The organism is Streptomyces sp. GLSS-08, assembly GCF_056387915.1.
Map to the genome: position 1 here is coordinate 106,521 of NZ_JBWJAQ010000010.1, position 19,196 is coordinate 125,716.

Here is a 19,196-nt window from a genome sequence, read left to right on the forward strand (position 1 = left end):
TTACGTACAGCGTAACAAGCCGTCTTGAGGTGAAGATGATCCACGCGGCACCGGCCGAGCCGAACCCACACGCGCCCCCGCCGGACGGTGCGGTCACGGTGTACCGCGGAGCCACACTGTTCGACGGGAGCGGGGGACCGCTGCGGCCGTCGACGACGATCGTCACCGACGGCGCGTGGATCCGGGCGGTCGGCGACGACGCCGATACCACCGTCGAACTGCCCGCCGACGCCGAGATGTTCGACCTCGACGGACGCTTCGTCATCCCCGGCCTGATCGACTCCCACCAGCACATCGCGACGCCTCCCGACCGGCCCGCGGCCGAGGCGGTGCTTCGCCGGCTCGTCTACAGCGGCGTCACCGCGATCCGTGACATGGCGGACGATCTGCGGCAGGTGGGCGACCTCGCCAGAGCCACTCTCGTCGGCGAGATCCCCGGCCCCGACATCCGCTACGCCGCACTGATGGCGGGCCCCGGCTTCTTCGACGACCCGCGTACCCACCAGGTGTCCCAGGGCGAGACCCCGGGAGCGGTGCCGTGGATGCAGGCCGTCACCGACGACACCGACCTGCGCCTGGCCGTGGCAGTTGCGCGGGGCACCCACGCCGCCGCGATCAAGGTCTACGCCGATCTCGACGCCGCGGCCGTCGCCGCGATCACCGCGGAAGCGCACCGTCAGGGCATCCCCGTGTGGGCCCACGCCACCGTGTTTCCCGCCTCGCCCCGGCAGGTGGTCACGGCAGGCGTGGACAGCGTCTCGCACGTGACCCTCCTCGCCTTCGAGGGCGCCGACGGGCCGTTGACGAGCTACAGAGCCAAACCGCCGATCGACTTCGAGAGGTTCGCCGACGGCGACGACCCGCTCCTCACGGACCTGTTCGCCCTGATGCGCCGGCGGGGAACCGTCCTCGACGCGACCGCCGGCATGTGGCGAAGTGACGCCCTGGCCGGCGACGGACCGGAGGCCGCCGCGCGTGCCCGCGCCAACAGCGAACTCGCGGCCCGCCTCACGGCCCAGGCGCACCGGGCCGGCGTGGACATCTCCACGGGCACCGACTACGAGACCGACGCCGAAGACCCGTTCCCCGCCCTGTACGAGGAACTGGCGTTCCTGGTGAGCCACTGCGGCATGTCCCCCGCGCAGGTACTGCGCTCGGCCACCCTCATCGGCGCCCGCAGCGCCGGTGCCGGGGCCGTCATGGGCAGCGTCGAACCGGGCAAACTCGCCAACTTCGCCGTCCTGCGGGACGATCCGCTGCGCAGCATCGACCATCTGCGCAGTGTCACCCTGACCGTCAAGCGCGGCCGCCGCTTCGCCCGCAGCGAGTTCGACCGCCCCGGAGCCGCAGCCGGACAGTCCCGCCGTGACGAGGCCGAGGAGGGCCGATGACATCCACCCCCATGATCATCAACGCGCTGGGGCAACTGGACAACCCCAACGCTCCGCGGTCGGCCGAGGCAGCCGCGCAACTGAACGCCTCCAGCGAGCAACTCACCATCGACGCCCGGGCCCTGGCCGACGCACACGCCTCGGGCCTCACCGCCGTCAACGTGACCCTCGGCTACACGATGGGCGACCTGCCCCCGTACGAGCACACCCTGCACGAGATCGCCGTATGGGACGCGATCGTCCGCGACAACGTGGCGGACCTCCTCAAGGTCCGCACCGTCGCCGACATCCACCGCGCCCGGCGCGAGGGCAGGATCGGGGTCGTCTACGGCTTCCAGAACGCCGTCGCCGTCGGGGACGACCTCGGCCGCGTCGCCACCTTCGCGGGGCTGGGAGTGCGGGTCGTCCAACTCACCTACAACCAGGTCAACCACCTCGGCGACGGTTCGATGGCGCCGTCCAACCGGGGCCTGAGCGACTTCGGCCGCCGCGTGGTCGAGGCGCTCAACGACCAGCACCTCATGGTCGACCTCTCCCACAGCGGCGAACGCACCTGCCTGGAGGCCGCGACGGTGTCCCGCACTCCGGTGTCGGTCAACCACACCGGCTGCCGGGCCCTGGCCGACCTGCCCCGCAACAAGACCGACGAGGAACTGCGCCTCGTCGCCTCCCGCGGCGGGTTCGTGGGCATCTACTTCATGCCCTTCCTCCACCTCTCCGGGCACGCCGGTGCGGCGGACGTGGTCGAGCACATCGACCACGCTGTGAACGTGTGCGGGGAGGACCACGTCGGCATCGGCACCGACGGCACCATCACGTCCGTCGACGATCTCGACGCCTACCGCGCGCACCTCGCGGAGCACGTGGCCCTGCGCCGGCAGGCCGGCGTCGGAGCGGCGGGGGAGCGCGCCGACACGCTCCCGTTCGTCCTCGACCTGCGCGGAGTGGACCAGTTCCGGGAACTGATCCGCCTCCTGGAGAAGCGCGGTTACCGCTCCGAGCGCATCGAGAAGATCCTTGGGCGGAACTACCTCGACTACGCGGGACGGGTCTGGGCACCGCAGCCCGCCTGACGCTCCACCGCCGGCGATGTGCCGCGACCTGCACAGGCCGCCGCCTCACCGGGCCGGCCGGGCAGGAATTTCCGGAACGACGGCAACCTCCCCGCGTGCGGGGGCGACTGACAGCCGAACCCCTCACACAGATCGGGACGGAAGTCGGTATGACCCCTCAGCAGAACAGGACCGCACCCGCACGCCACGGACGCCGCAGAAAGGGCGTCGTCGTGGGCCTGCCCGTCGCGCTGGCCGCCGCGGCCGGCCTCGCCTACGGCGGTGCGTTCGGGGTGTTCGGTGACGACGCGGGTGCCACTGCGTCGGCGGCACCTGCCCCGGCGGGAGCCACGCAGGCGGCCGACGGGTTCGCCTCCGTCGACGCACTGGGCCAGAAAGGCACCTACGGCGGACGGGACGGCAGAACCGTCACCGTGAAGACGTTCGCGGACCTGGAGAAGTACGCGACCGCCGCCGAGCCGTACGTCATCGTCGTCGCGGGCGCGATCACGATGGAGCCCAAGGGCAAGGAGATCAAGGTCGCGTCGGACAAGACGATCGTGGGCGCGGGGACGTCCGGGCACATCGTCGGCGGCGGGTTCTTCCTCGGCCAGGGCGTGCACAACGTCATCATCCGCAACCTGACCATCCGGGACGCCTACATGGGCACCTGGAACGACAAGGAGCACGACTTCGACGCCATCCAACTGGACGGCGCCCACCACGTCTGGATCGATCACAACGACCTGCGGCACATGGCCGACGGGCTCATCGACAGCCGCAAGGACACCACCTATCTGACGGTCTCCTGGAACAGGCTGAGCAACGAGAACAAGGCCTTCGGCATCGGCTGGACCGACAACGTCACGGCCGACATCACGATCCACCACAACTGGATCCGCGAAACCGAACAGCGCAACCCGTCCACCGACAACGTCGCCCACGCGCACCTCTACAACAACTACCTCCAGGACGACCCCGGCACGGACATCACGTCCTCGTACGGCAACTACGCGCGCGGCAGGACGAAGATGGTCCTGGAGAACAGCTACTTCGAGGGACTGCGCAACCCGGTGACCAAGGACGGGACGGCCTCGCTGGTGCAGCGCGGGAACGTCTTCAAGAGCACCACCGGCCGCAACGAGAGCGGGGGCACGGCCTTCGACCCCGAGAAGTACTACGCGTACACGCTCGACCCCGCCGCCGACGTCCCCGCGATCCTGCGCCGGGGCACCGGCCCCCAGGCATCCGTCGGCACCACCACGAAGGCAGCCGCCGCGACGACGCTCACCGTGGCCAGGAACGGCAGCGGACAGTACCGGACCGTGCAGGCCGCCGTGGACGCCGTACCCGCGAACAACCCCTCGCAGGTGATCGTCGCGGTCGCGCCGGGCACGTACCGCGAGACCGTCAGGGTGCCGTCGAACAAGCCGCACGTCACGATCCGGGGCACCGGCAAGCACGCCGCGGACACGGTGATCGTCGAGGGTCACTCGGCCGGCACACCGAAGCCGGGCGGCGGAACGTACGGCACCTCCGGGAGCGCCACGCTCACCGCGGACGCGCCGGACTTCGAGGTGCGCAACCTCACCGTCTCCAACGACTTCGACGAGGCTGCCCACCGCGGCGAGGAAGGCCATCAGGCCGTCGCGCTGCGCACCTCGGGCGACAGGACGTTCCTGAACCACGTCATCGTCACCGGCGACCAGGACACCCTGGAACTGGAGAGCCCCTCGAAGGACCGGGCGGCCCGGGTCTACGTCGACAACTCGTACGTCGTCGGCAACGTCGACTTCGTCTTCGGCCGGGCGACCGCCGTCTTCAACCGCTCCACGTTCACGCTGAAGAAGCGCGCGGACGGCACCTCGGCCGGCTTCGTCACCGCCCCGTCGACCCCCGCGGGCTTCAAGGGCTTCCTCATCACGAACTCCAGGGTGAACGGCGACGTGGCGGCCCGCAGCTTCTACCTGGGCCGGAACTGGCACGCGGGCGGCGACGCGACCCTCCGCCCTCAGGCGGTCGTGCGCGACAGTGTGCTCAGTGACGCGGTCAGGACCACACCGTGGACCGACATGGGCGGGTTCTCCTGGAAGAAGGACCGCTTCGCCGAGTACCGGAACAGCGGCGCGGGATCCGGCGCGGTGAGCACCGACCGGCCGCAGCTGTCCGACGCGTCGGCCGCCGGCTACGAGATCGCGGACTGGCTCGGCGACTGGACTCCGCCGGCCTCGTAGACACCCGCGCCGGTCAGGCCAGCGATACTGCCTGACATGCGTATCGACTATTCCCCCGAGTCCATGGACAAGGGAGCGTTCTACAAACTGCTCACCGCGGTGGTCGTGCCGCGCCCGATCGCGTGGGTGTCGACGCTCACGGGCGACGGCAGGACCGCCAACCTGGCACCGCACTCGTTCTTCACCGTCGCCTGCACCGACCCGCCGATCGTGCAGTTCACCTCCGTCGGGCGCAAGGACTCCCTGCGCAACGTGGAGGAGACCGGGGAATTCGTCGTGAACTTCGCACCCGAAGCGCTTCTCGAGCAGATCAACGCGACGGCGACCGACTTCCCCAGTGAGGAGGGTGAGTTCGACGCGGTGGGCATCGAGCGGGAACCCTCGCTGCGGGTGAGGCCGCCGCGGGTGGCCGCCTCACCGGTGGCGCTGGAGTGCCGACTGCACGCGACCCTGTGCCTGGGGAACTCGACGGTCGTGCTGGGGCGCGTCGTCCACGCCGCGGTCCGCGCGGACACCGTCGTGGACGGGCATCCGCGGATCGACCTCCTGCGGCCGCTGTCCCGGCTCGGGAAGAACGAGTGGGGCACCCTCGGCGAGATCAGGGACCTCGCGCGGATCCGGTACGGCGACTGGCCGCAGGACTGAGGCCGGGGCGGTCACCAGCCAGGCGGCCTGCCCCTGCCTGACGCCCCGGGGCCCGGCTCGTCCAGGGCGACACGGCTGCCAGGCGTACGGCGTACGGCCGCGGCGGACCTTCCCCGGAGGGCGCGGACGTCACGGCTCGCTCGGGGCAACGCGTTCGATGGCGACGAGAGCGGCGTCGTCTCCCAGGGTTCGGCCGGCGTGGGTCAGGAGGTCGTCGCACAGGTAGCGAAGAAGATCCTCCGGTCCTTGCCCGGACCACGCGGCGAGCCGGTCGGCCAGCGGATAGAAGTCGCCCTTGCCGTCGCGGGCTTCGGTGACCCCGTCCGTGTAGAGCAGGATGATGTCTCCGTCGGTCACGGTGAACTCCTGGACTGAAAAGGGGCTCTCCACGTGTCCGGTCAGCCCCAGCGGTGGCGCCGGCCGGCGCACCCCCAGCTCGTGGACGTCGCCCCGGGCCCACAGCAGTGGCGGCGGGTGACCGCAGTTGATCACTGAGACGTTCGTGGCGTGGTCGGGGATGTCCAGGACGACTGCTGTGGTGAAGGCCTCCAGCCCCTCCATGTCGTCGTCCCAGTCGCCCGGCGTGTCGAGGTCCGAGGAGACGGCGTCCTCGAGGAAAGCCACCAGAGCGGGCAGCTCCGGTTGCCGGTGCGCCGCGGCCCGGAAGGCGCCCAGGAGGCGGGCGGCATCCCCGATCGCCTCCAGGCCCTTGCCGCGGACGTCGCCGATGAGGACGCGGGTGCCGTGCGTGGTGCGCGCCGTGGCATACAGGTCGCCGCCGATCTGCGCCTCGGCTTCTGCGGCCAGGTAGACGGACGCGAGACGGAGTGGACCGATCCGGCGGGGAAGCGGTCGTAGTACGACCTCCTGAGCCGCCTGCGCCACCCAGCGAAGCTGGATCAACTGCTTCTCGTGACGCTCGCGCAGATGGGCGAGGAACGTCACGAGTACGGAGATCAGGGCCAGGGCGACGATCTGAAGGGTGTGGTTGAGGTCCGTGAGGCTGGTCCGTGTGACGCCGACCGTGCCCTGAGCAAGGACCGCGAGTGCACCGACCAGGGCCGTCATCCGCGGGCCGGCGAACGACGCTGTGATCGCGGGCGCCGCGACCAGGAAAGGCCCGAGGTGAACGTCCGGAGGGGCAAGGACGTCTACGACCGTGACGATCGCGATCAGGGCGAGAGGCAGAACGAGCCGACTGCTCGACGCGTTCCACAACCGGATCACATGCCCTGATTCCCGATGAAGGTCCACACGGTCTGGATACACCGCTGGTGCCACGTCGTGGCGGGCCCGCCTGGTGCGTCGCGCCACTTCTACCCACCCGGCGGCCGGGCGGTGCCTCCTCGCGGCATGCCTCGGCAGCGAGCCGCGGCCGGGGGCGCTCGGGGAGCCGCCGCAATGCCGTTCCACTGGCGAGCGAACATGTGTGCACAAGTGGACTGCGTCGAAGGGGAAGGAGCCGCTGCCGGGCGGTTACGGTCGGCGGGTGAGCAACATGGAGGAGACCGCCGAGGGAGCGGGGCCGTTCACCACCCGGCTGACCTGGACCCTCGAGGACGGTGGCACCGCCGTCTGGGAATCGCGTCCGGCACGCAAACGTGGCCTGCTCACCGTGCGGACCCCGGGCGGGTCGGAGCAGCATTTCCGGAGAGCGGACAACGAATCGATCGCCCGGCTGCGGAGCCTGAATCTCCTTGCCGCGGGGGCCTTCGCAGTCGGTGGGGCCCTCTTCGCCGCCGGGGCGGGCGTGGCTCAGTTCGGCTCGGGCGGCGCGACGGGCGTCTGGATCTATTTCGCCGGTGGTCTGTTCTTCAACACGGGGGGCTACGCGTCACTGCTCCAGGCGATCAATGCTCCCGGCCGGGACAGCGCGGCCGGGGCGCCGGCCGCACGGAGCCGGCGATGGTGGAGCTACGAACCCCGCCGCATCGACTGGCTGAGCACCTTCCTGCTGTTCGTGGGCACGCTGGTGTTCGGCATCAACCTGCTGGGCTCTCTGCTGAATGGGCTCTCGACACAGCAGACGAACAGGCTGATCTGGGCCCCCGACATGGTCGGATGCATCCTCTTCCTGATCTCGGGGCACCTGGCGCTGGTCGAGGTGTGCCACGGTCGGCCAGGCGTGCGTCGCGCCGACCTCGGCTGGTGGATCGTCGCGGTCAACCAGTTCGGATCCGTGCTCTTCCTCGTTTCGGCTCTGGCCGCCTTCACCCGGCCCGTGACGGGAAGCGTCCTGAACGCCGACATCGCGAACTGGGGCACTCTCGCGGGAGCGCTCTGTTTCCTCGTCGGAGGGGTGCTCCAGTGCTTCGAGCACCCCTGACGAGGGTCGGCCGGTTCCCGCCGCGCTGGTGGCTCACGACTGCGACGCGCCAGTGCCGGTCGGACAGCTGAGAGCCGCGCTTCAGGCCGTGATGGGAATGACGGCGAGGGGTTCGGTGGTGGGCTGCCGGGAGCCGCCGGCGGGTTCGACGGTGATGCCGACAGCCACGGCGCCGGCCAGGGGGCCCCGCAGGACGCGCGAAGCCTGCTTCGCCCCGCTGGGCAGGAGACCGGCGGGACGCAGGTCGTCCGCCGTGGTGGCGAACCAGAGCTCGTAGACCTTGTCCTCGGCGAGGGCTGGAAGGTCGTGAGCGGCGAAGAGGGCGCGGGCCTCGGAGCGGGACACGATGACGGCAGCCGTGCCTCCTCCGGTCAGCGCTCCGGTGTGGAGGGTGGCGTCGGGCGCGGTCACGACGTCGGTGAGGGCTCGATCGGCGATGTGCGCTCGGGTGGCCTGAGCGCGTGCGTCGTCCGCTTGGGAGTGCTGCCACGCGGCGGCCCCGCCGAGAAGGGCAGCCGCGGCGATGCTCGCAGTCAGCGCGAAGCGCATGGCACGGTGCCTGGCTGCGGGCGGACGCCGAGGCCGGTCCCGGGGGATCCGACTGACGGCTTCAAGGGTGCGGGCGCGCACGTGCGGCGGCACGGAGGCGGTCTCAGCGCCCGCGAGAAGCGTGACGACCTCCAGCGATTCGGCGACTTCCGCGCGGCAGTCCTCACAGCCGGCGAGATGGTTCTCGAACGCGGCTTCCTCGGCCGCAGGCAACGCGTGCAGGACGTAGGCACCGACGGCGAGGTGCGGGTCTTCCCCGGGCGTCATTCGCCGGCCTCCAGACAAGCTCGCAGGTGCTGCAGGCCCGCGCGCATGCGGGACTTCACCGTGCCCTCGGGCGTGGACAGCGCGTCGGCCACCTCGACGTAGGTCAGGCCCTGGTAGAAGGCGAGGACCAGAGGAACCCGCCGCAGACGGGTCAGTGCGGCCAGGCAGCGGTAGATGCGCCGCTGCTCGTCATGGTCCTGCACGGCCTCCGCGACCTGGTCGAAGGCTCTCTCGGAGAGCAACTGCCCGGCGCGCCGCTCGCGTTCCGAGCTCGCCTGGGCGGCCCGTACCCGGTCCACCGCGCGGCGATGCGCGAGGGTGAGCACCCAGGCCTTGGCCGTTCCCCGCCGGGGGTCGTAGCGGTCCGCGGTGCGCCAGACCTCGATCATGACGTCCTGGGTGACCTCCTCGGCCTGGGCGGCATCGCGCAGAACGCGGCAGACCAGCCCCATGACGGTCCCGCTGAAGGCGTCGTAGACCCCCGTGAACGCTTCCTTGTCGCCGGCGGCGACACGGGGCAGCAGCTCCTCCGCTGGTGTGCTGGGTTCGGATCGGCGCGGCAAGCTCCGCTCCCCTCGTACGTCGGGCCGTGTTCCGCGGTGTGCCCGCAGCGCCCTGTGTGCCGTTTCCGACTGTGGCACCGGCCGCAGCACCGCGCAGTGCGGCATGGGCGTGCGGGTGACGACGCCCCGGGCCGGGAACCGGGTCACACGTACCCATGTGGTCTAGCCCGTCTCCAGCCGGAGCAGGACATGGACCGTCTTGCCTCCGAGAGCGGGGACGACCCGGACCTGTTCACCGAGCCGGCAGACGAGATCCATGCCGAAGCCGCCATGATCACCCGCGCCTGCCCGCGAGCCGAGATCGGGAAGCTCTTCGCTGTGGTCCGCGACGGCGATGTCCAGTTGTCTCCCCTGGACCGTGAGGATCAGCAGGCACGAGTCACCGGTATGGCGGACCGCGTTGGTCACCAGCTCGGAGACGATCAGCACGGCGTCCGCGATGCGATCCGGCCGGTCGGCGGTCTTCAGCCATCGTTCGGTGATGTGGCGGGCCACCGCGGGTGCGCGCCGGCAGCAGGGCAGAGCAACCGCGTGCCGCTGTGTGACCGGCGGTGAAACGATCGTGGACATGGCCGCCCCCTTTGAGGGCCTCAATACCGATGATTGCTCTGTGCAGGTGATTCGTAGCCGCCGCCCGGACGGATGGCGGGAAGGCGCGAAGCCCCGGCCCCGCAGTCGCGGCGGAAGCGCGGGCAGGACGCCCCGACCGGGTCCGGGTCACCTGCCGACCCTGCCGGCTCACCGGACGGTCTCTTTGCACCTTTTTTCCGTTGTGTCATCCGGTGTGGCCCCGGCTCCGAATCCCTCATGTCCGACACAACAAGAGAGCGGAGCAGCCGGTGTCACGTATCTGCCGCACCGCACCGCGGCCATGGCAGGCAGGACCGGTGTCCGTCAGTTGTGTTCGCCAATGCTCTGGCAAGGAGATTCGTGCGATGACAGCATCCATGCGAGTCCGGCGGCTGGTGGTGGGAACCGCAGCCACGGGGCTGCTGGCCGGAGGTGCCGCTCTCGGCATGTCCACGACGGCCAACGCGGCTCCCGCGCCTTCTTCCGTCACCACCGTGGTGACCGGTGACCAACACGACCACCACGACAAGTGCGAGTGGAGGAAGGGGCACTGGGAGAAGAAGTGGGTCAAGGGCCACTGGGAGAAGAAGCAGGTCGACCACAAGACCTGGCACAAGGGCCACAAGGACCGTCACGGCACCTGGCACCAGGGCTTCTGGGAGCACCACCACACCTACAAGTGGGTCTACGTCCCCGGCCACTGGGACCACCAGTGGATCAAGGGTCACTGGGACTGCAAGCACCACTGACGCCGACGTGAGGTAACGGCCGGGGCTGCCACAAGCCCTGGCCATTATCTGTGAACATCCCGGTCCTGGGCGGGCGGACCACCGCGGGCGTCCCCGCATGGTAACGGCTGTTACCATGCCGGTATGGCGAAGACACAGCTGGGCGCGCGCGTGAATGAAGAGGTCGCGGAACTCGCGAAGCAGCGCGCCGCCGACCTGGGACTGAGTATCGGGGACTACCTGGCAAGGCTGGTGCAGGACGATGCCAGCGGCCTGCGTGCCCGGGCGGTGGACGCGGCCGCCCGCTTCCTGGCCGAACACCAGGCGGTCTTCGACGCGGCCGAACAGGCCCAGCAGACGTCTCGGGGAGCGCACGCGGCCTGATGGACCTGCACATCGACGTTCCCTGGATCCTGCAGGTCGCGGAGGCCGCCGGAGCAGACGATCCGGCTCCTGACGACTACGGCGTCCCCGTGTCGGCAGTCGCACGCCACCGGGCCGAACTCTTCGAGCAGTCCGTCTATGACGGCCCTTACTCGAAGGCCGCCGCCCTGGTGCACACGCTGGGCCGGTGCCGCTGGCTGGAGCGCTCCAACCTGGCCGTCGCCGCCGCCTCCGGCGTGATGTACCTGGAGGCGGCGGGGGTTTCCGTCAAGCCCGTCCGAGAGGATGCCGTCGCTCTCAAGGACCTGCTCCTCGATCCCGCCTGCACGGCCGGGAAGATCGCCGCGTTGCTGCGGAGCTGGCCGACCGTCACCTGACGCCCGCCGCGCTCCGTTCCGCCCCCAGCCACACCGCAGGACGGCGACGGCCGAAGCCGCGCTGGAACCCGCGCGGTGTTTTTTTCGTCCTGCCCGGGCGGGTAGGACCGGTAGCACAACCAGTTATCTAGTGAAGTGGTCTGGATTGATACACATACGGCGTCAACCACAAGCGGGCCTGTGGGCCGCGGCGGCGGTCGCGGTTCTCGGATTCCTCGTCGCGCTCGAATGCGCCGTACGTCACTACGGCCTGCCGGGTCCGATCACCACCCAGGCGCGAGAGGTGCTGTTCCCGCCCAAATCCGGCGGACTGCTGTACGCCGGTATGGCGTTGATGATGGTGGTTCTCACCTGGCGGCAGCGGTTCATCGCGCTGGGCGCGGCGGTCGGCGTCGACGTCGTCTTCTGGGCGGTCCGCTGGGTGGCCGACATCCATGTGACCGACGGCCACCCCTTCGGCAACGGCGCGCTGTGGGTGACCCTGGGCTGCGCGGTCGTTGCCGTCACCCGCCGCACCGGCCCGGAACGCGTCCTGCTGCTGAAGGGCGTAGGACTTGCCCTGCTCCTCATAGCGGGCCGCAAGACGGGCGACGCCTGGCTCTTCCTCACCTCCCAGACCCGGCCCATGGTGCTCGACCAGTACGTGGCGATCACCGACCACGCGCTGGGCAACCCGTCCTGGCTCGCGGGGCGGATCGTCACCGCCTCCGGCCCGATCGGCTTCAACACTCTCGACTTCGTCTACGGCCAGCTCCCGGTGGCCGCGGTCGTCGTCGCGCTGTACCAACTGCGCAACGTGACCGCCGAGCGCCGTTTCCCGCGCCACCACCTCGTGCGCACCTTCCTCACCATCGGCCTCATCGGACCGGCCTTCTACATGATCTTCCCGGTGGTCGGCCCGGTCTTCGCCTATGGCACCGGCGCCGCGCACTGGGAAGGAGTCAGCCTGTGGGCACCGCACATGCCGCCCAGCGCGCCCTGGGCCGTGGCCGACCTGTGGCCGCGGACAGTGCCTCCGATCACCGCCCCGCACCCCATGCCGTTCGACGGGATCACCCCACGGAACTGCATGCCGAGCCTGCACACCGCGTGGGCCACCGCGATCTTCATCCACTCCCGCAAGGGCCCGCGCGCACTGCGCTACGCCGGCGCGTTCTGGCTGATCGCCACCCTCGCCGCGACGCTCGGCTTCGGCTACCACTACGGCGCCGACCTCATCGCCGGCGTGGTGTTCACCCTCACGATCGAAGGGGCACTGCGCGCCTACGACCAGGGCTGGGACCGGTCGGGGATCCAACTGGTCGCCCACGGCTCGACGGTCTGCGTCGCACTCCTGGTGTCCTACCGCTGTCTGCCTCTGGAGATGGCCGCACACCCGTGGCCGGCCGGTGCCCTGCTCCTCCTCGCCATGGTCTCGGTCATCTACAACTACATACGGACAACCGCGTCCTGGGAACCGAAGACGCTGCCCGTCCGGCAGCCGGCCCCGCAACCCGAACTGACCTGACGACGACGCACCCTAGCCGTGGAGCCCGGCCGGCGTTGCTGGACGCGGCCCGCGCGGTCATGGGGTGACGCGCTCGGACGTGTCCGACGTCGACGGAGGGTTTGTTAGGTTGGCGGTGAACCGCGCACGCACCGGCGGCCGACCTCACAAGGAGCCGACCCGCATGATGGCGCGCGCCAGACTGGTACAGGAACTTCGCCGCGACGGTACCGGCCGCTCGGGCAGGGAAGCGGCGCTCCTCGTCGAGGACTACGCGCACCAACTGGCCACGCAGCTCCGGGAGGCGGGGCACCGCGAGGCAGCCGACCTCATCGACCCCACCGCCGGACGGTGCACCTGCGGCGCACCGGACGGTGCCGACGAGGACAGCAGGGAGACCCGCAGGTACTGGGAGCACTCCCGGTCGTGCTCGTTGGGGAGCTGACTCGGGCCTAGCCGTGGTGATCCGGCCGGCGCAGGGGCTGAGGTACTCGCGCCGGATGCTCAGTGCTCCGGTGCGGCGTGCTGTCTCACCAGCTCGTACGAGCGCAGGCGGTCGGCCAGGGCGTAGACCGGCGTCACCAGCATCAGTTCGTCCGCGTCGGTCGCCGCCGCCAGATCGGTCAGGCGTCGCACCACCGTTTGCGGCGTGCCGTGCGCCTGATGGGCCCGGAAACTCGCCAGCGCCTGGCGTTCCTCGGCCGTGAACGGGTGCGCGGACGCCTCCTCGGGCGAGGGGAAGGGAACGTCGCTCCGTCCCTGGAGGAGTCCGGCCTTGACGACGTCCATGGGTCCGGCGAGCCGCTCCGCCTCCTCCTGCGTCTCGGCACACACCACCTCCACGCACAGCAGCACGCGGGGGCGTTCGGACCAGCGGGACGGGGCGAAGGCGGCTCGGTAGCGGGCGAGCGCGGCGCGGGTGTTGTCCGGCCGGATGTGGTGGGCGAAAGCCATCGGCAGGCCGAGCTCCGCGGCCAGGGCGGCACCGGCGGTGCTGGAGGACAGCAGCCACGGCTCCGGGAGCGGACCGAGGGCCACCTCGTCCACCAGGAGCCGCAGCGTCTCCGCGATGTCGTCCCGGTACTCGTCGTCCGTCACAGGCCCCGCACCTCGGCGCAGTGCCCGTGCGGTGGCCTCGTCGAAGGTGCCGGGACCGCGGCCTATGCCCAGGTCGATCCGGTCGGGGTGCAGCGCGGCCAGTGTGCCGAACTGCTCCGCCAGCATGATCGGGGCGTGGTTGGGGGCCAGCACGCCTCCGGAGCCCAGCCGGATGGACGCCGTGGACGCGGCCGAATGAGCGGTGAGGACCACGGGCGGAAACGCGCCGATGGCGGGGGAGTGGTGGTGCTCGGCGTACCACAGCCGCCGGTAGCCGAGGGCGTCGAGGCGGCGCGCGAACTCGGTGGTGTCGCGTAACGTGTCCGCGGCCCGAGTGCCGGCCTGGACCATGGCGACTTCCAGCGCGGAGAGAGGCAGAGGGATCATGCGGTCAGCATAGGGAGCGCGGGATGCTCCCCCAGGGTCCGGGCCGCCGCTGTCCCGGACCCGCTCCGGGTGACCCGCGCCGGTGCGGCTCGGCAGGGGCGGGCCATTGCGCCCCGGGTGTCAGGTCACCGTCCCCGCCTCCTCGGGTGACGGGTCGTAGGCGCCGGTCGCCGACGTCTGCCGGAGACGTCGTACTGCGATGAGCACGTCCTGGTGGGAGGTGTAGAGAGCGTTGACACCGAACCGGAGAAGATCGGGCGCGCGCATGTCGGCGACGACGTCCTGGGCGGCCAGCGACTGGATCAGGCCGTAGGCGTGGGGATGGCGCAGTGACACCTGGCTCGCGCGGCGGTCCGGGTCGGCCGGGGTGACCGGCTCGAAGCCCAGCCCGGTCAGCATGTCCTCGGCGCAGCGGAGGAAGAAGCCGGTGAGGGAGAGGCTCTTGGCGCGGACCTGCGCCATGTCGATCCCGTCGAAGGCCTTCAGCGCGGCTTCCAGGCCGAGCAGGGACAGGATCGGCGGAGTTCCGATCCGGGCCCGGGCGATCCCCGGCGCGGGAGTGTAGTCCGGCCGGAGGCCGAAGGGATCCGCGTGTCCGGTCCAGCCGTCGAGCGGTGTCCGCCAGTCGTCGTGGTGGCGGCGGGCGGCGTACAGGAACGCCGGGGCGCCCGGGCCCCCCGACAGGAACTTGTAACCGCAGCCGACCGCGAAGTCGACCCCCAGGGCGTCCAGGTGCACCGGCAGCGCCCCGGCCGCGTGGCACAGGTCCCACAGGGAGAGCGCGCCGGCCCGGTGCGCGGCCCGGGTCAGCGACCCCATGTCGTACAGCTCGCCGGTCCGGTAGTCGACGGGGGAGTAGCTGACCACGCAGGCGTCGTCGCCCTCGGCGGCCAGATACTGCTCCAGTTCGCCCGGCGGCACCTGGCGTACGCGCAGGCCGTGCAGTCGTGCCACCGAGTCCGCCAGGTAGCGGTCGGTGGGGAAGTGCCCCGGGTCCGTGACCAGCGTCCGTCGGCCGGGGCGCAGGCCTGCGGCGGCACTGAGCGCGGTGAAGAGCTGCACGCTGGTGGAGTCGCCCGCCACCGTCTGCCCCGGCGCGGCGCCGACGAGACGCCCGACGGCGTCACCGACCCGCAGCGGGGCCCGCCACCAGTCGTGGGAGTTCCACGAGCGGATCAGGCCGGTGCCCCACTGCTGGTGCACGACGTCGGCGAGCGCCGGTGGCACCGCCGCCGGCAGCGGTCCGAGCGAGTTGCCGTCCAGATAGACGAGCCCCTCGGGGATGAGGAAACGCTCCCGGACCGGGGCCAGGACGTCGGCGGCGTCGAGGGCCGCGGCCTGTTCGTCCAGCGTGTGGGCGGCGGTCGTCACGGCCGCCCTCCGTCCTGTGCGGGTGCGGCGTCCGGCCGGGCCGTGCCCCACTCACCTGCCAGACGCCACAGTGTGTCCGCGACGGACCGTGCGGCCGGCGCGTCCGGCTCGATCAGCGTGTAGTGACCGGTCCCCGGCAGGACGACGGTCTCCAGGTCGCGGTGGACGGCCGCGTAGTCGGCGAACTGCGAGAGCGGCACCTCCTCGTCCACCTCGCCGTGCAGCAGAAGTGTCCGCACCCCGGTGGAGCCGGCCCCCTTGAGCAGGCCGAGCGGATCCACCAGCGGCAGCCGCTCCTCGAACGTGCCCTCGCCGCCGAGGAGTTGCAGCGCCGCGTCGTCGCTCAGGCCGGCACGGCGGGTCGCGGCGAGGTCGGTGAGCGGCGCGAGCGCCAGCACGGCGTCCGGCAGCCGGGTCGTGTACCAGGGGGAGTCCTGCGGCAGCAGCCCGCGGGCCGCACACCACAGGGCGAGATGGCCGCCCGAGCAGTGACCGGCCAGGACGTAGCGCCTTCCCTCGGGCAGGGTGTCCACGATCCGCGCGATGTCGTCGAAGGTCTCCGGATAGCCGCCCGCGCCACCCGACCTGCGGAACCCGGGCAGCAGGACGGAGAATCCCTGCCGGGACAGGTACGCGGCGAACGGGGTCAGATGCATGCGGTCGTAGCGCCAGTAACCCCCGTGCAGCAGGATCACCAGCGGAGCAGCCGGATCCGCCGCCGGCCACGCGTCGTAGACCTGGTGGGGGTGTTCGCCGTACGACCCGTGCCGGGGCGCCAGGACGGGCTTCAGACTCAGCACCCGCTTCTCCTCCTGCGCGGCGAACGCGGAGATGACCCTAGATGTCACCGCGCACCGCCCAGAGTTCGGGAAAGACCGGGCGGGCGGCACGCTGCTCCAGCCAGGCCAGTCCCGAGGATCCGGCGCTGCCCGACTTGGTGCCCATCGCCCGCCGCACCACCATGACGTGGTCGAACCGCCAGCGCGCGACCAGTTCGGCGAGATCGGTGAGCAACTCGCCCAGCACGAGCAGCGGATCGTGCTGCGGACCCGCGTACACCCGCCGCCAGACCTCGACGACGCCGGGATCCATCACGTACGGCTCGGTGACGTCCCGCTCCCGGACGTGCTGCGGCACCGGCAGGCCGCGGCGGTGCAGGAACATCAGAACCTCGTCGTACAGCGACGGTTCACGGTGGGCGTCACGCAGCGCCTCGTGGACCTTCGGGTCGCCCCGATGCGCGCGCACGAGCGCGGCGGACTTCTCGCCGAGCAGGCACTCCAGGTGCCGGTACATCGCGGACTGGAAGCCGGAGGCCTTGCCGAACGCGGCGCGGAAGCCGTTGAACTGAGCGGGCGTCAGGGCGGCGATGGGCTGCCAGGAGGCGACGAGGGCGCGCAGGGCGCGGCGACTGCGCACCAGCGCGTCCACGGCCGCGTCCAGATCGTCCTTGACGAACGCCTCCCGGGCCGTGCGCCACTCGTGCACGATCAGTGTGAACCACAGCTCCATCACCTGGGTGGTGACGAGGAAGCCCATCTCGTCGGCCGCCTCGGTGAGCGGTTGCTGGAGCGAGTTGAGGACCGAGGCGTGGACGTAGTCGTCGTAGGGACTCGTGCCCCGGAAGGGCTGGGTGAGCGGATCGTCCGTGGACAGATCCGCAAGTACGGACGTGCCGTCTTCCATCAGAACTCCTAGAAGGCCGCGGGCGGCGGGGAGGCGGACGGTGTGGGGGCGTGCCGTGCGCGGTCCGGTGCCGGGGGCCGGCTCGACGGCCGGTCAGAGCTGGACGCCGCCGCTGGCGTCGATCCAGTGGCCGGTCACCCAGCGGGCGTCGTCGCTCGCGACGAAGGACACGACGTCGGCGATGTCGGCGGGGGCACCGAGCCGGTCGAACACGGACGCGGCCGAATAGGCCTGCCGGATCTGCGGGTTCTTGAGCGTGGGATTGATCTCCGTCTCGGTGAACCCGGGCGCGACCGTGTTCACCGTGATGCCGCGCGGCCCCAACTCCTTGGCGAGCGACAGGGCGAGCGTGTCCAGGGCACCCTTGGTCATCGTGTAGGCGATGATCGCGGGGAACGCGACCCGGGTGGCCACCGACGAGATGTTGATGATCCGCCCGCCGTCCCGCAGCCGCCGCAGGCCGCGCTGGATCACGAAGAACGGCGCCCGCGTGTTGATGGCGAACACCCTGTCGTAGTCGTCCTCGGTGACGTGCTCGATGGTGCGGGGGAGGGTGATGCCGGCGTTGTTGACGAGGATGTCCAGGGCGGGTTCGGCTCCCCGGGCGGCCATTTCATGGTCGAAGGCCCCCCAGAGGGCGTCGGCGTCGCCGGGAACGCCGAGCTCGGCGTGCACGCGGAACGCGCGCCCGCCCTCGGCCTCGATCTCCTTGACCGTCTGCTCGGCCGCCTCGTGGTGGTGGCCGTAGTGCACCGCGACCAGGGCGCCCTCCCGCGCCAGCCGCAGGCTGATGCCTTTGCCGATGCCGCGGCTGCCGCCGGTCACCAGGGCGGTTCTGCCTTCGTGCCGCAGGGTGGTGGGCAAGATGCTCTCCTTCGCTGGAAAGTGGAAAGTGGAACGTGGAATGGGGAACGAGGGGACGGAAAGGGACGGGGATCGAGGGCGGGACGGCGGTCAGGCGTCGAAGTCCAGCGTGAGGTCGTCGGTGCGCGGGCGGGCACGGCAGGCGAGTGTGTAGCCCGCCGCCAGGTCGCGGGCGTCCAGGGCGTGCTGGGACCCCAGCGTCACTGCTCCCCGCGTCACCTTCGCCCGGCAGCTGCCGCACACACCGTCGCGGCAGGCGTACGGCGCCTCGGGGCGCTGACGGAGCACGGCGTCGAGGATCACCTCGTCCTGCGGCAGCACGGTGACGACGCTGGTGCGGCCGCCGAGCACCGCCGTCACCCGGCCCCGGGGGACCGCCGCGGCAGGGGCCGGCTCGGCCGGCGCCCCGGCGGCGGAGAACAGCTCCGAGCGCACACGGTCCGGGGGCGCGCCCCACGCGGCGAGCGTCGTGCTCACGGTCCGGAGCAGTCCGTACGGCCCGCACAGAGCGAACGTCGTGGGAGAGCCGGGGCGTACGTCAAGCAGTGCGAGCAGACGCAGCAGTTTCGGCGCGTCGACGCGCCCGGTGAACAGGTCGCTCTCGCGGCGTTCGCGCGAGAGGACGTACAGCACCGTGAGCCGGTCGACGAACGCGTCCTTGAGGACGGCGAGTTCGTCCGACAGGAGAGCGTCGCCCGCGCTGCGCACCGCATGGATCAGCGAGACGCGGCAGCCGGGGTCCTCACGCAGGGCCGTGGCGGCCATGGGCGCGAGGGGCGTGACGCCGCTGCCGCCCGCGATCAGGACGTGGTGCCCGCCGGTGCTGCCGGGCAGGCCGAACCGGCCGCCCGGCGGGGAGAGTTCGAGCCGGTCCCCCTCCTTCAGTTCCGACAGCGCGTAGTTGCCGAAGCCGTCCGGGGTGTTGCGCTGGACGACCAGGCGGAGGGCGTCCGGCGCGTCGGGCGGCGGGCAGATCGAGTAACTGCGGCGCAGTTCACCGCCGTCGCGCCGGTGCCGTACGACGACGTGCTGGCCCGGCCGGTGGGCGAAGGTGGTGGCGAGGGCTTCGGGGACGTCCAGCGTGACGGCCACCGCGTTGTCCGTCAGGCGGTCGAGCCCGGTGACGGGGAGCCGGAACCAGCCGGTGCGGCGGTCCCCGGTCCCGTGGGCGTCGAGCGGGCCGCTGTGCTGTGCGACGGGCACTGGGTTCATGGGTCG

General features: G+C 71.1%; 20 protein-coding genes. 10 read left to right on the forward strand and 10 right to left on the reverse strand.

Features of this window, described 5'->3' with window-relative positions; genetic code table 11:
* Nucleotides 1–35: 35 nt before the first annotated feature.
* The 4 genes from AC0ZLC_RS19450 (at nt 36) to AC0ZLC_RS19465 (ending at nt 5,322) form a co-directional block, all read left to right on the forward strand.
* Nucleotides 36–1,391 (forward strand): amidohydrolase family protein, encoded by a 1,356-nt coding sequence (locus AC0ZLC_RS19450; protein WP_476753235.1) that lies wholly within the window; start codon nt 36–38, stop codon nt 1,389–1,391.
* The gene (locus AC0ZLC_RS19455) at nt 1,388–2,464 is read left to right on the forward strand and encodes a dipeptidase (protein ID WP_476753236.1); all 1,077 of its coding nucleotides are present in this window, start codon (nt 1,388–1,390) and stop codon (nt 2,462–2,464) included. The genes AC0ZLC_RS19450 and AC0ZLC_RS19455 overlap by 4 nt, the downstream gene beginning before the upstream one ends.
* A gap of 149 nt (nt 2,465–2,613) precedes the next feature.
* Nucleotides 2,614–4,677, forward strand: a complete 2,064-nt coding sequence (locus tag AC0ZLC_RS19460) for a pectinesterase family protein (RefSeq protein ID WP_476753237.1) — start codon at nt 2,614–2,616, stop codon at nt 4,675–4,677.
* 36 nt (nt 4,678–4,713) lie between these two features.
* The gene (locus AC0ZLC_RS19465) at nt 4,714–5,322 is read left to right on the forward strand and encodes a flavin reductase family protein (RefSeq protein WP_476753238.1); all 609 of its coding nucleotides are present in this window, start codon (nt 4,714–4,716) and stop codon (nt 5,320–5,322) included.
* Between the two features lie 129 nt (nt 5,323–5,451).
* Here the strand turns inward: AC0ZLC_RS19465 and AC0ZLC_RS19470 are convergent, their stop codons facing one another.
* Entirely contained in the window at nt 5,452–6,549 is a 1,098-nt protein-coding gene (locus AC0ZLC_RS19470) for a PP2C family protein-serine/threonine phosphatase (protein ID WP_476753239.1), read from the reverse strand.
* A 262-nt stretch (nt 6,550–6,811) separates the two neighbouring features.
* Here AC0ZLC_RS19470 and AC0ZLC_RS19475 point away from each other — a divergent pair, with 262 nt between their 5' ends.
* Nucleotides 6,812–7,648: a hypothetical protein gene (locus AC0ZLC_RS19475; RefSeq protein WP_476753240.1), complete on the forward strand. Its 837-nt coding sequence runs from the start codon at nt 6,812–6,814 to the stop codon at nt 7,646–7,648.
* Nucleotides 7,649–7,729: 81 nt separating this feature from the next.
* Here the strand turns inward: AC0ZLC_RS19475 and AC0ZLC_RS19480 are convergent, their stop codons facing one another.
* The 3 genes from AC0ZLC_RS19480 to AC0ZLC_RS19490 form a co-directional block, all read right to left on the reverse strand.
* The gene (locus AC0ZLC_RS19480; RefSeq protein ID WP_476753241.1) at nt 7,730–8,464 is read right to left on the reverse strand and encodes an anti-sigma factor; all 735 of its coding nucleotides are present in this window, start codon (nt 8,462–8,464) and stop codon (nt 7,730–7,732) included.
* A complete protein-coding gene (gene sigK / locus AC0ZLC_RS19485; protein ID WP_476753242.1) occupies nt 8,461–9,027 on the reverse strand; it encodes an ECF RNA polymerase sigma factor SigK in 567 nt (188 codons plus the stop codon). The genes AC0ZLC_RS19480 and sigK overlap by 4 nt, the downstream gene beginning before the upstream one ends.
* A 162-nt stretch (nt 9,028–9,189) precedes the next feature.
* Entirely contained in the window at nt 9,190–9,597 is a 408-nt protein-coding gene (locus tag AC0ZLC_RS19490) for an ATP-binding protein (protein ID WP_476753243.1), read from the reverse strand.
* Between the two features lie 365 nt (nt 9,598–9,962).
* On the opposite strand from AC0ZLC_RS19490, the gene AC0ZLC_RS19495 reads away from it, so the two are divergent.
* From AC0ZLC_RS19495 to AC0ZLC_RS19515, 5 genes are all read left to right on the forward strand, one after another.
* Nucleotides 9,963–10,346, forward strand: coding sequence for a hypothetical protein (locus AC0ZLC_RS19495; protein WP_476753244.1), 384 nt, complete (start codon nt 9,963–9,965; stop codon nt 10,344–10,346).
* A gap of 123 nt (nt 10,347–10,469) precedes the next feature.
* Nucleotides 10,470–10,709 (forward strand): hypothetical protein, encoded by a 240-nt coding sequence (locus AC0ZLC_RS19500; RefSeq protein ID WP_476753245.1) that lies wholly within the window; start codon nt 10,470–10,472, stop codon nt 10,707–10,709.
* Nucleotides 10,709–11,086, forward strand: coding sequence for a fic family toxin-antitoxin system, toxin component (locus AC0ZLC_RS19505; protein ID WP_476753246.1), 378 nt, complete (start codon nt 10,709–10,711; stop codon nt 11,084–11,086). Before AC0ZLC_RS19500 ends, AC0ZLC_RS19505 begins: the two co-directional genes overlap by 1 nt.
* Nucleotides 11,087–11,240: 154 nt before the next feature.
* Complete coding sequence (locus AC0ZLC_RS19510; RefSeq protein ID WP_476753393.1) at nt 11,241–12,593, forward strand: phosphatase PAP2 family protein; 1,353 nt, start codon at nt 11,241–11,243, stop codon at nt 12,591–12,593.
* 163 nt (nt 12,594–12,756) lie between these two features.
* Nucleotides 12,757–13,017: a hypothetical protein gene (locus tag AC0ZLC_RS19515; protein ID WP_476753247.1), complete on the forward strand. Its 261-nt coding sequence runs from the start codon at nt 12,757–12,759 to the stop codon at nt 13,015–13,017.
* A gap of 59 nt (nt 13,018–13,076) precedes the next feature.
* Here the strand turns inward: AC0ZLC_RS19515 and AC0ZLC_RS19520 are convergent, their stop codons facing one another.
* The 6 genes from AC0ZLC_RS19520 to AC0ZLC_RS19545 form a co-directional block, all read right to left on the reverse strand.
* Complete coding sequence (locus tag AC0ZLC_RS19520; protein WP_476753248.1) at nt 13,077–14,057, reverse strand: LLM class flavin-dependent oxidoreductase; 981 nt, start codon at nt 14,055–14,057, stop codon at nt 13,077–13,079.
* Nucleotides 14,058–14,177: 120 nt separating this feature from the next.
* Nucleotides 14,178–15,428 carry a kynureninase gene (gene kynU, locus AC0ZLC_RS19525; protein WP_476753249.1) on the reverse strand — a complete coding sequence of 417 codons (1,251 nt, stop codon included), beginning with the start codon at nt 15,426–15,428 and terminating at the stop codon, nt 14,178–14,180.
* Entirely contained in the window at nt 15,425–16,276 is an 852-nt protein-coding gene (locus AC0ZLC_RS19530; protein WP_476753250.1) for an alpha/beta hydrolase family protein, read from the reverse strand. Before AC0ZLC_RS19530 ends, kynU begins: the two co-directional genes overlap by 4 nt.
* Nucleotides 16,266–17,114, reverse strand: a complete 849-nt coding sequence (locus AC0ZLC_RS19535) for a tryptophan 2,3-dioxygenase (protein WP_476753251.1) — start codon at nt 17,112–17,114, stop codon at nt 16,266–16,268. Before AC0ZLC_RS19535 ends, AC0ZLC_RS19530 begins: the two co-directional genes overlap by 11 nt.
* Nucleotides 17,115–17,207: 93 nt before the next feature.
* Nucleotides 17,208–17,978, reverse strand: coding sequence for an SDR family oxidoreductase (locus AC0ZLC_RS19540; protein ID WP_476753252.1), 771 nt, complete (start codon nt 17,976–17,978; stop codon nt 17,208–17,210).
* Between the two features lie 90 nt (nt 17,979–18,068).
* Nucleotides 18,069–19,190 (reverse strand): 2Fe-2S iron-sulfur cluster-binding protein, encoded by a 1,122-nt coding sequence (locus AC0ZLC_RS19545; protein WP_476753253.1) that lies wholly within the window; start codon nt 19,188–19,190, stop codon nt 18,069–18,071.
* Nucleotides 19,191–19,196 lie beyond the last annotated feature (6 nt).

Bases quoted from the DNA above. Each gene is read 5' to 3' on its own strand.
- AC0ZLC_RS19545 (WP_476753253.1), bottom strand. From the start codon at position 19,190: ATGAACCCAGTGCCCGTCGCACAGCACAGCGGCCCGCTCGACGCCCAC.
- AC0ZLC_RS19515 (WP_476753247.1), top strand. From the start codon at position 12,757: ATGATGGCGCGCGCCAGACTGGTACAGGAACTTCGCCGCGACGGTACC.
- AC0ZLC_RS19465 (WP_476753238.1), top strand. From the start codon at position 4,714: ATGCGTATCGACTATTCCCCCGAGTCCATGGACAAGGGAGCGTTCTAC.
- AC0ZLC_RS19500 (WP_476753245.1), top strand. From the start codon at position 10,470: ATGGCGAAGACACAGCTGGGCGCGCGCGTGAATGAAGAGGTCGCGGAA.
- AC0ZLC_RS19520 (WP_476753248.1), bottom strand. From the start codon at position 14,057: ATGATCCCTCTGCCTCTCTCCGCGCTGGAAGTCGCCATGGTCCAGGCC.
- AC0ZLC_RS19480 (WP_476753241.1), bottom strand. From the start codon at position 8,464: ATGACGCCCGGGGAAGACCCGCACCTCGCCGTCGGTGCCTACGTCCTG.
- AC0ZLC_RS19490 (WP_476753243.1), bottom strand. From the start codon at position 9,597: ATGTCCACGATCGTTTCACCGCCGGTCACACAGCGGCACGCGGTTGCT.
- AC0ZLC_RS19535 (WP_476753251.1), bottom strand. From the start codon at position 17,114: ATGGAAGACGGCACGTCCGTACTTGCGGATCTGTCCACGGACGATCCG.
- AC0ZLC_RS19460 (WP_476753237.1), top strand. From the start codon at position 2,614: ATGACCCCTCAGCAGAACAGGACCGCACCCGCACGCCACGGACGCCGC.
- AC0ZLC_RS19505 (WP_476753246.1), top strand. From the start codon at position 10,709: ATGGACCTGCACATCGACGTTCCCTGGATCCTGCAGGTCGCGGAGGCC.
- AC0ZLC_RS19450 (WP_476753235.1), top strand. From the start codon at position 36: ATGATCCACGCGGCACCGGCCGAGCCGAACCCACACGCGCCCCCGCCG.
- AC0ZLC_RS19495 (WP_476753244.1), top strand. From the start codon at position 9,963: ATGACAGCATCCATGCGAGTCCGGCGGCTGGTGGTGGGAACCGCAGCC.
- AC0ZLC_RS19455 (WP_476753236.1), top strand. From the start codon at position 1,388: ATGACATCCACCCCCATGATCATCAACGCGCTGGGGCAACTGGACAAC.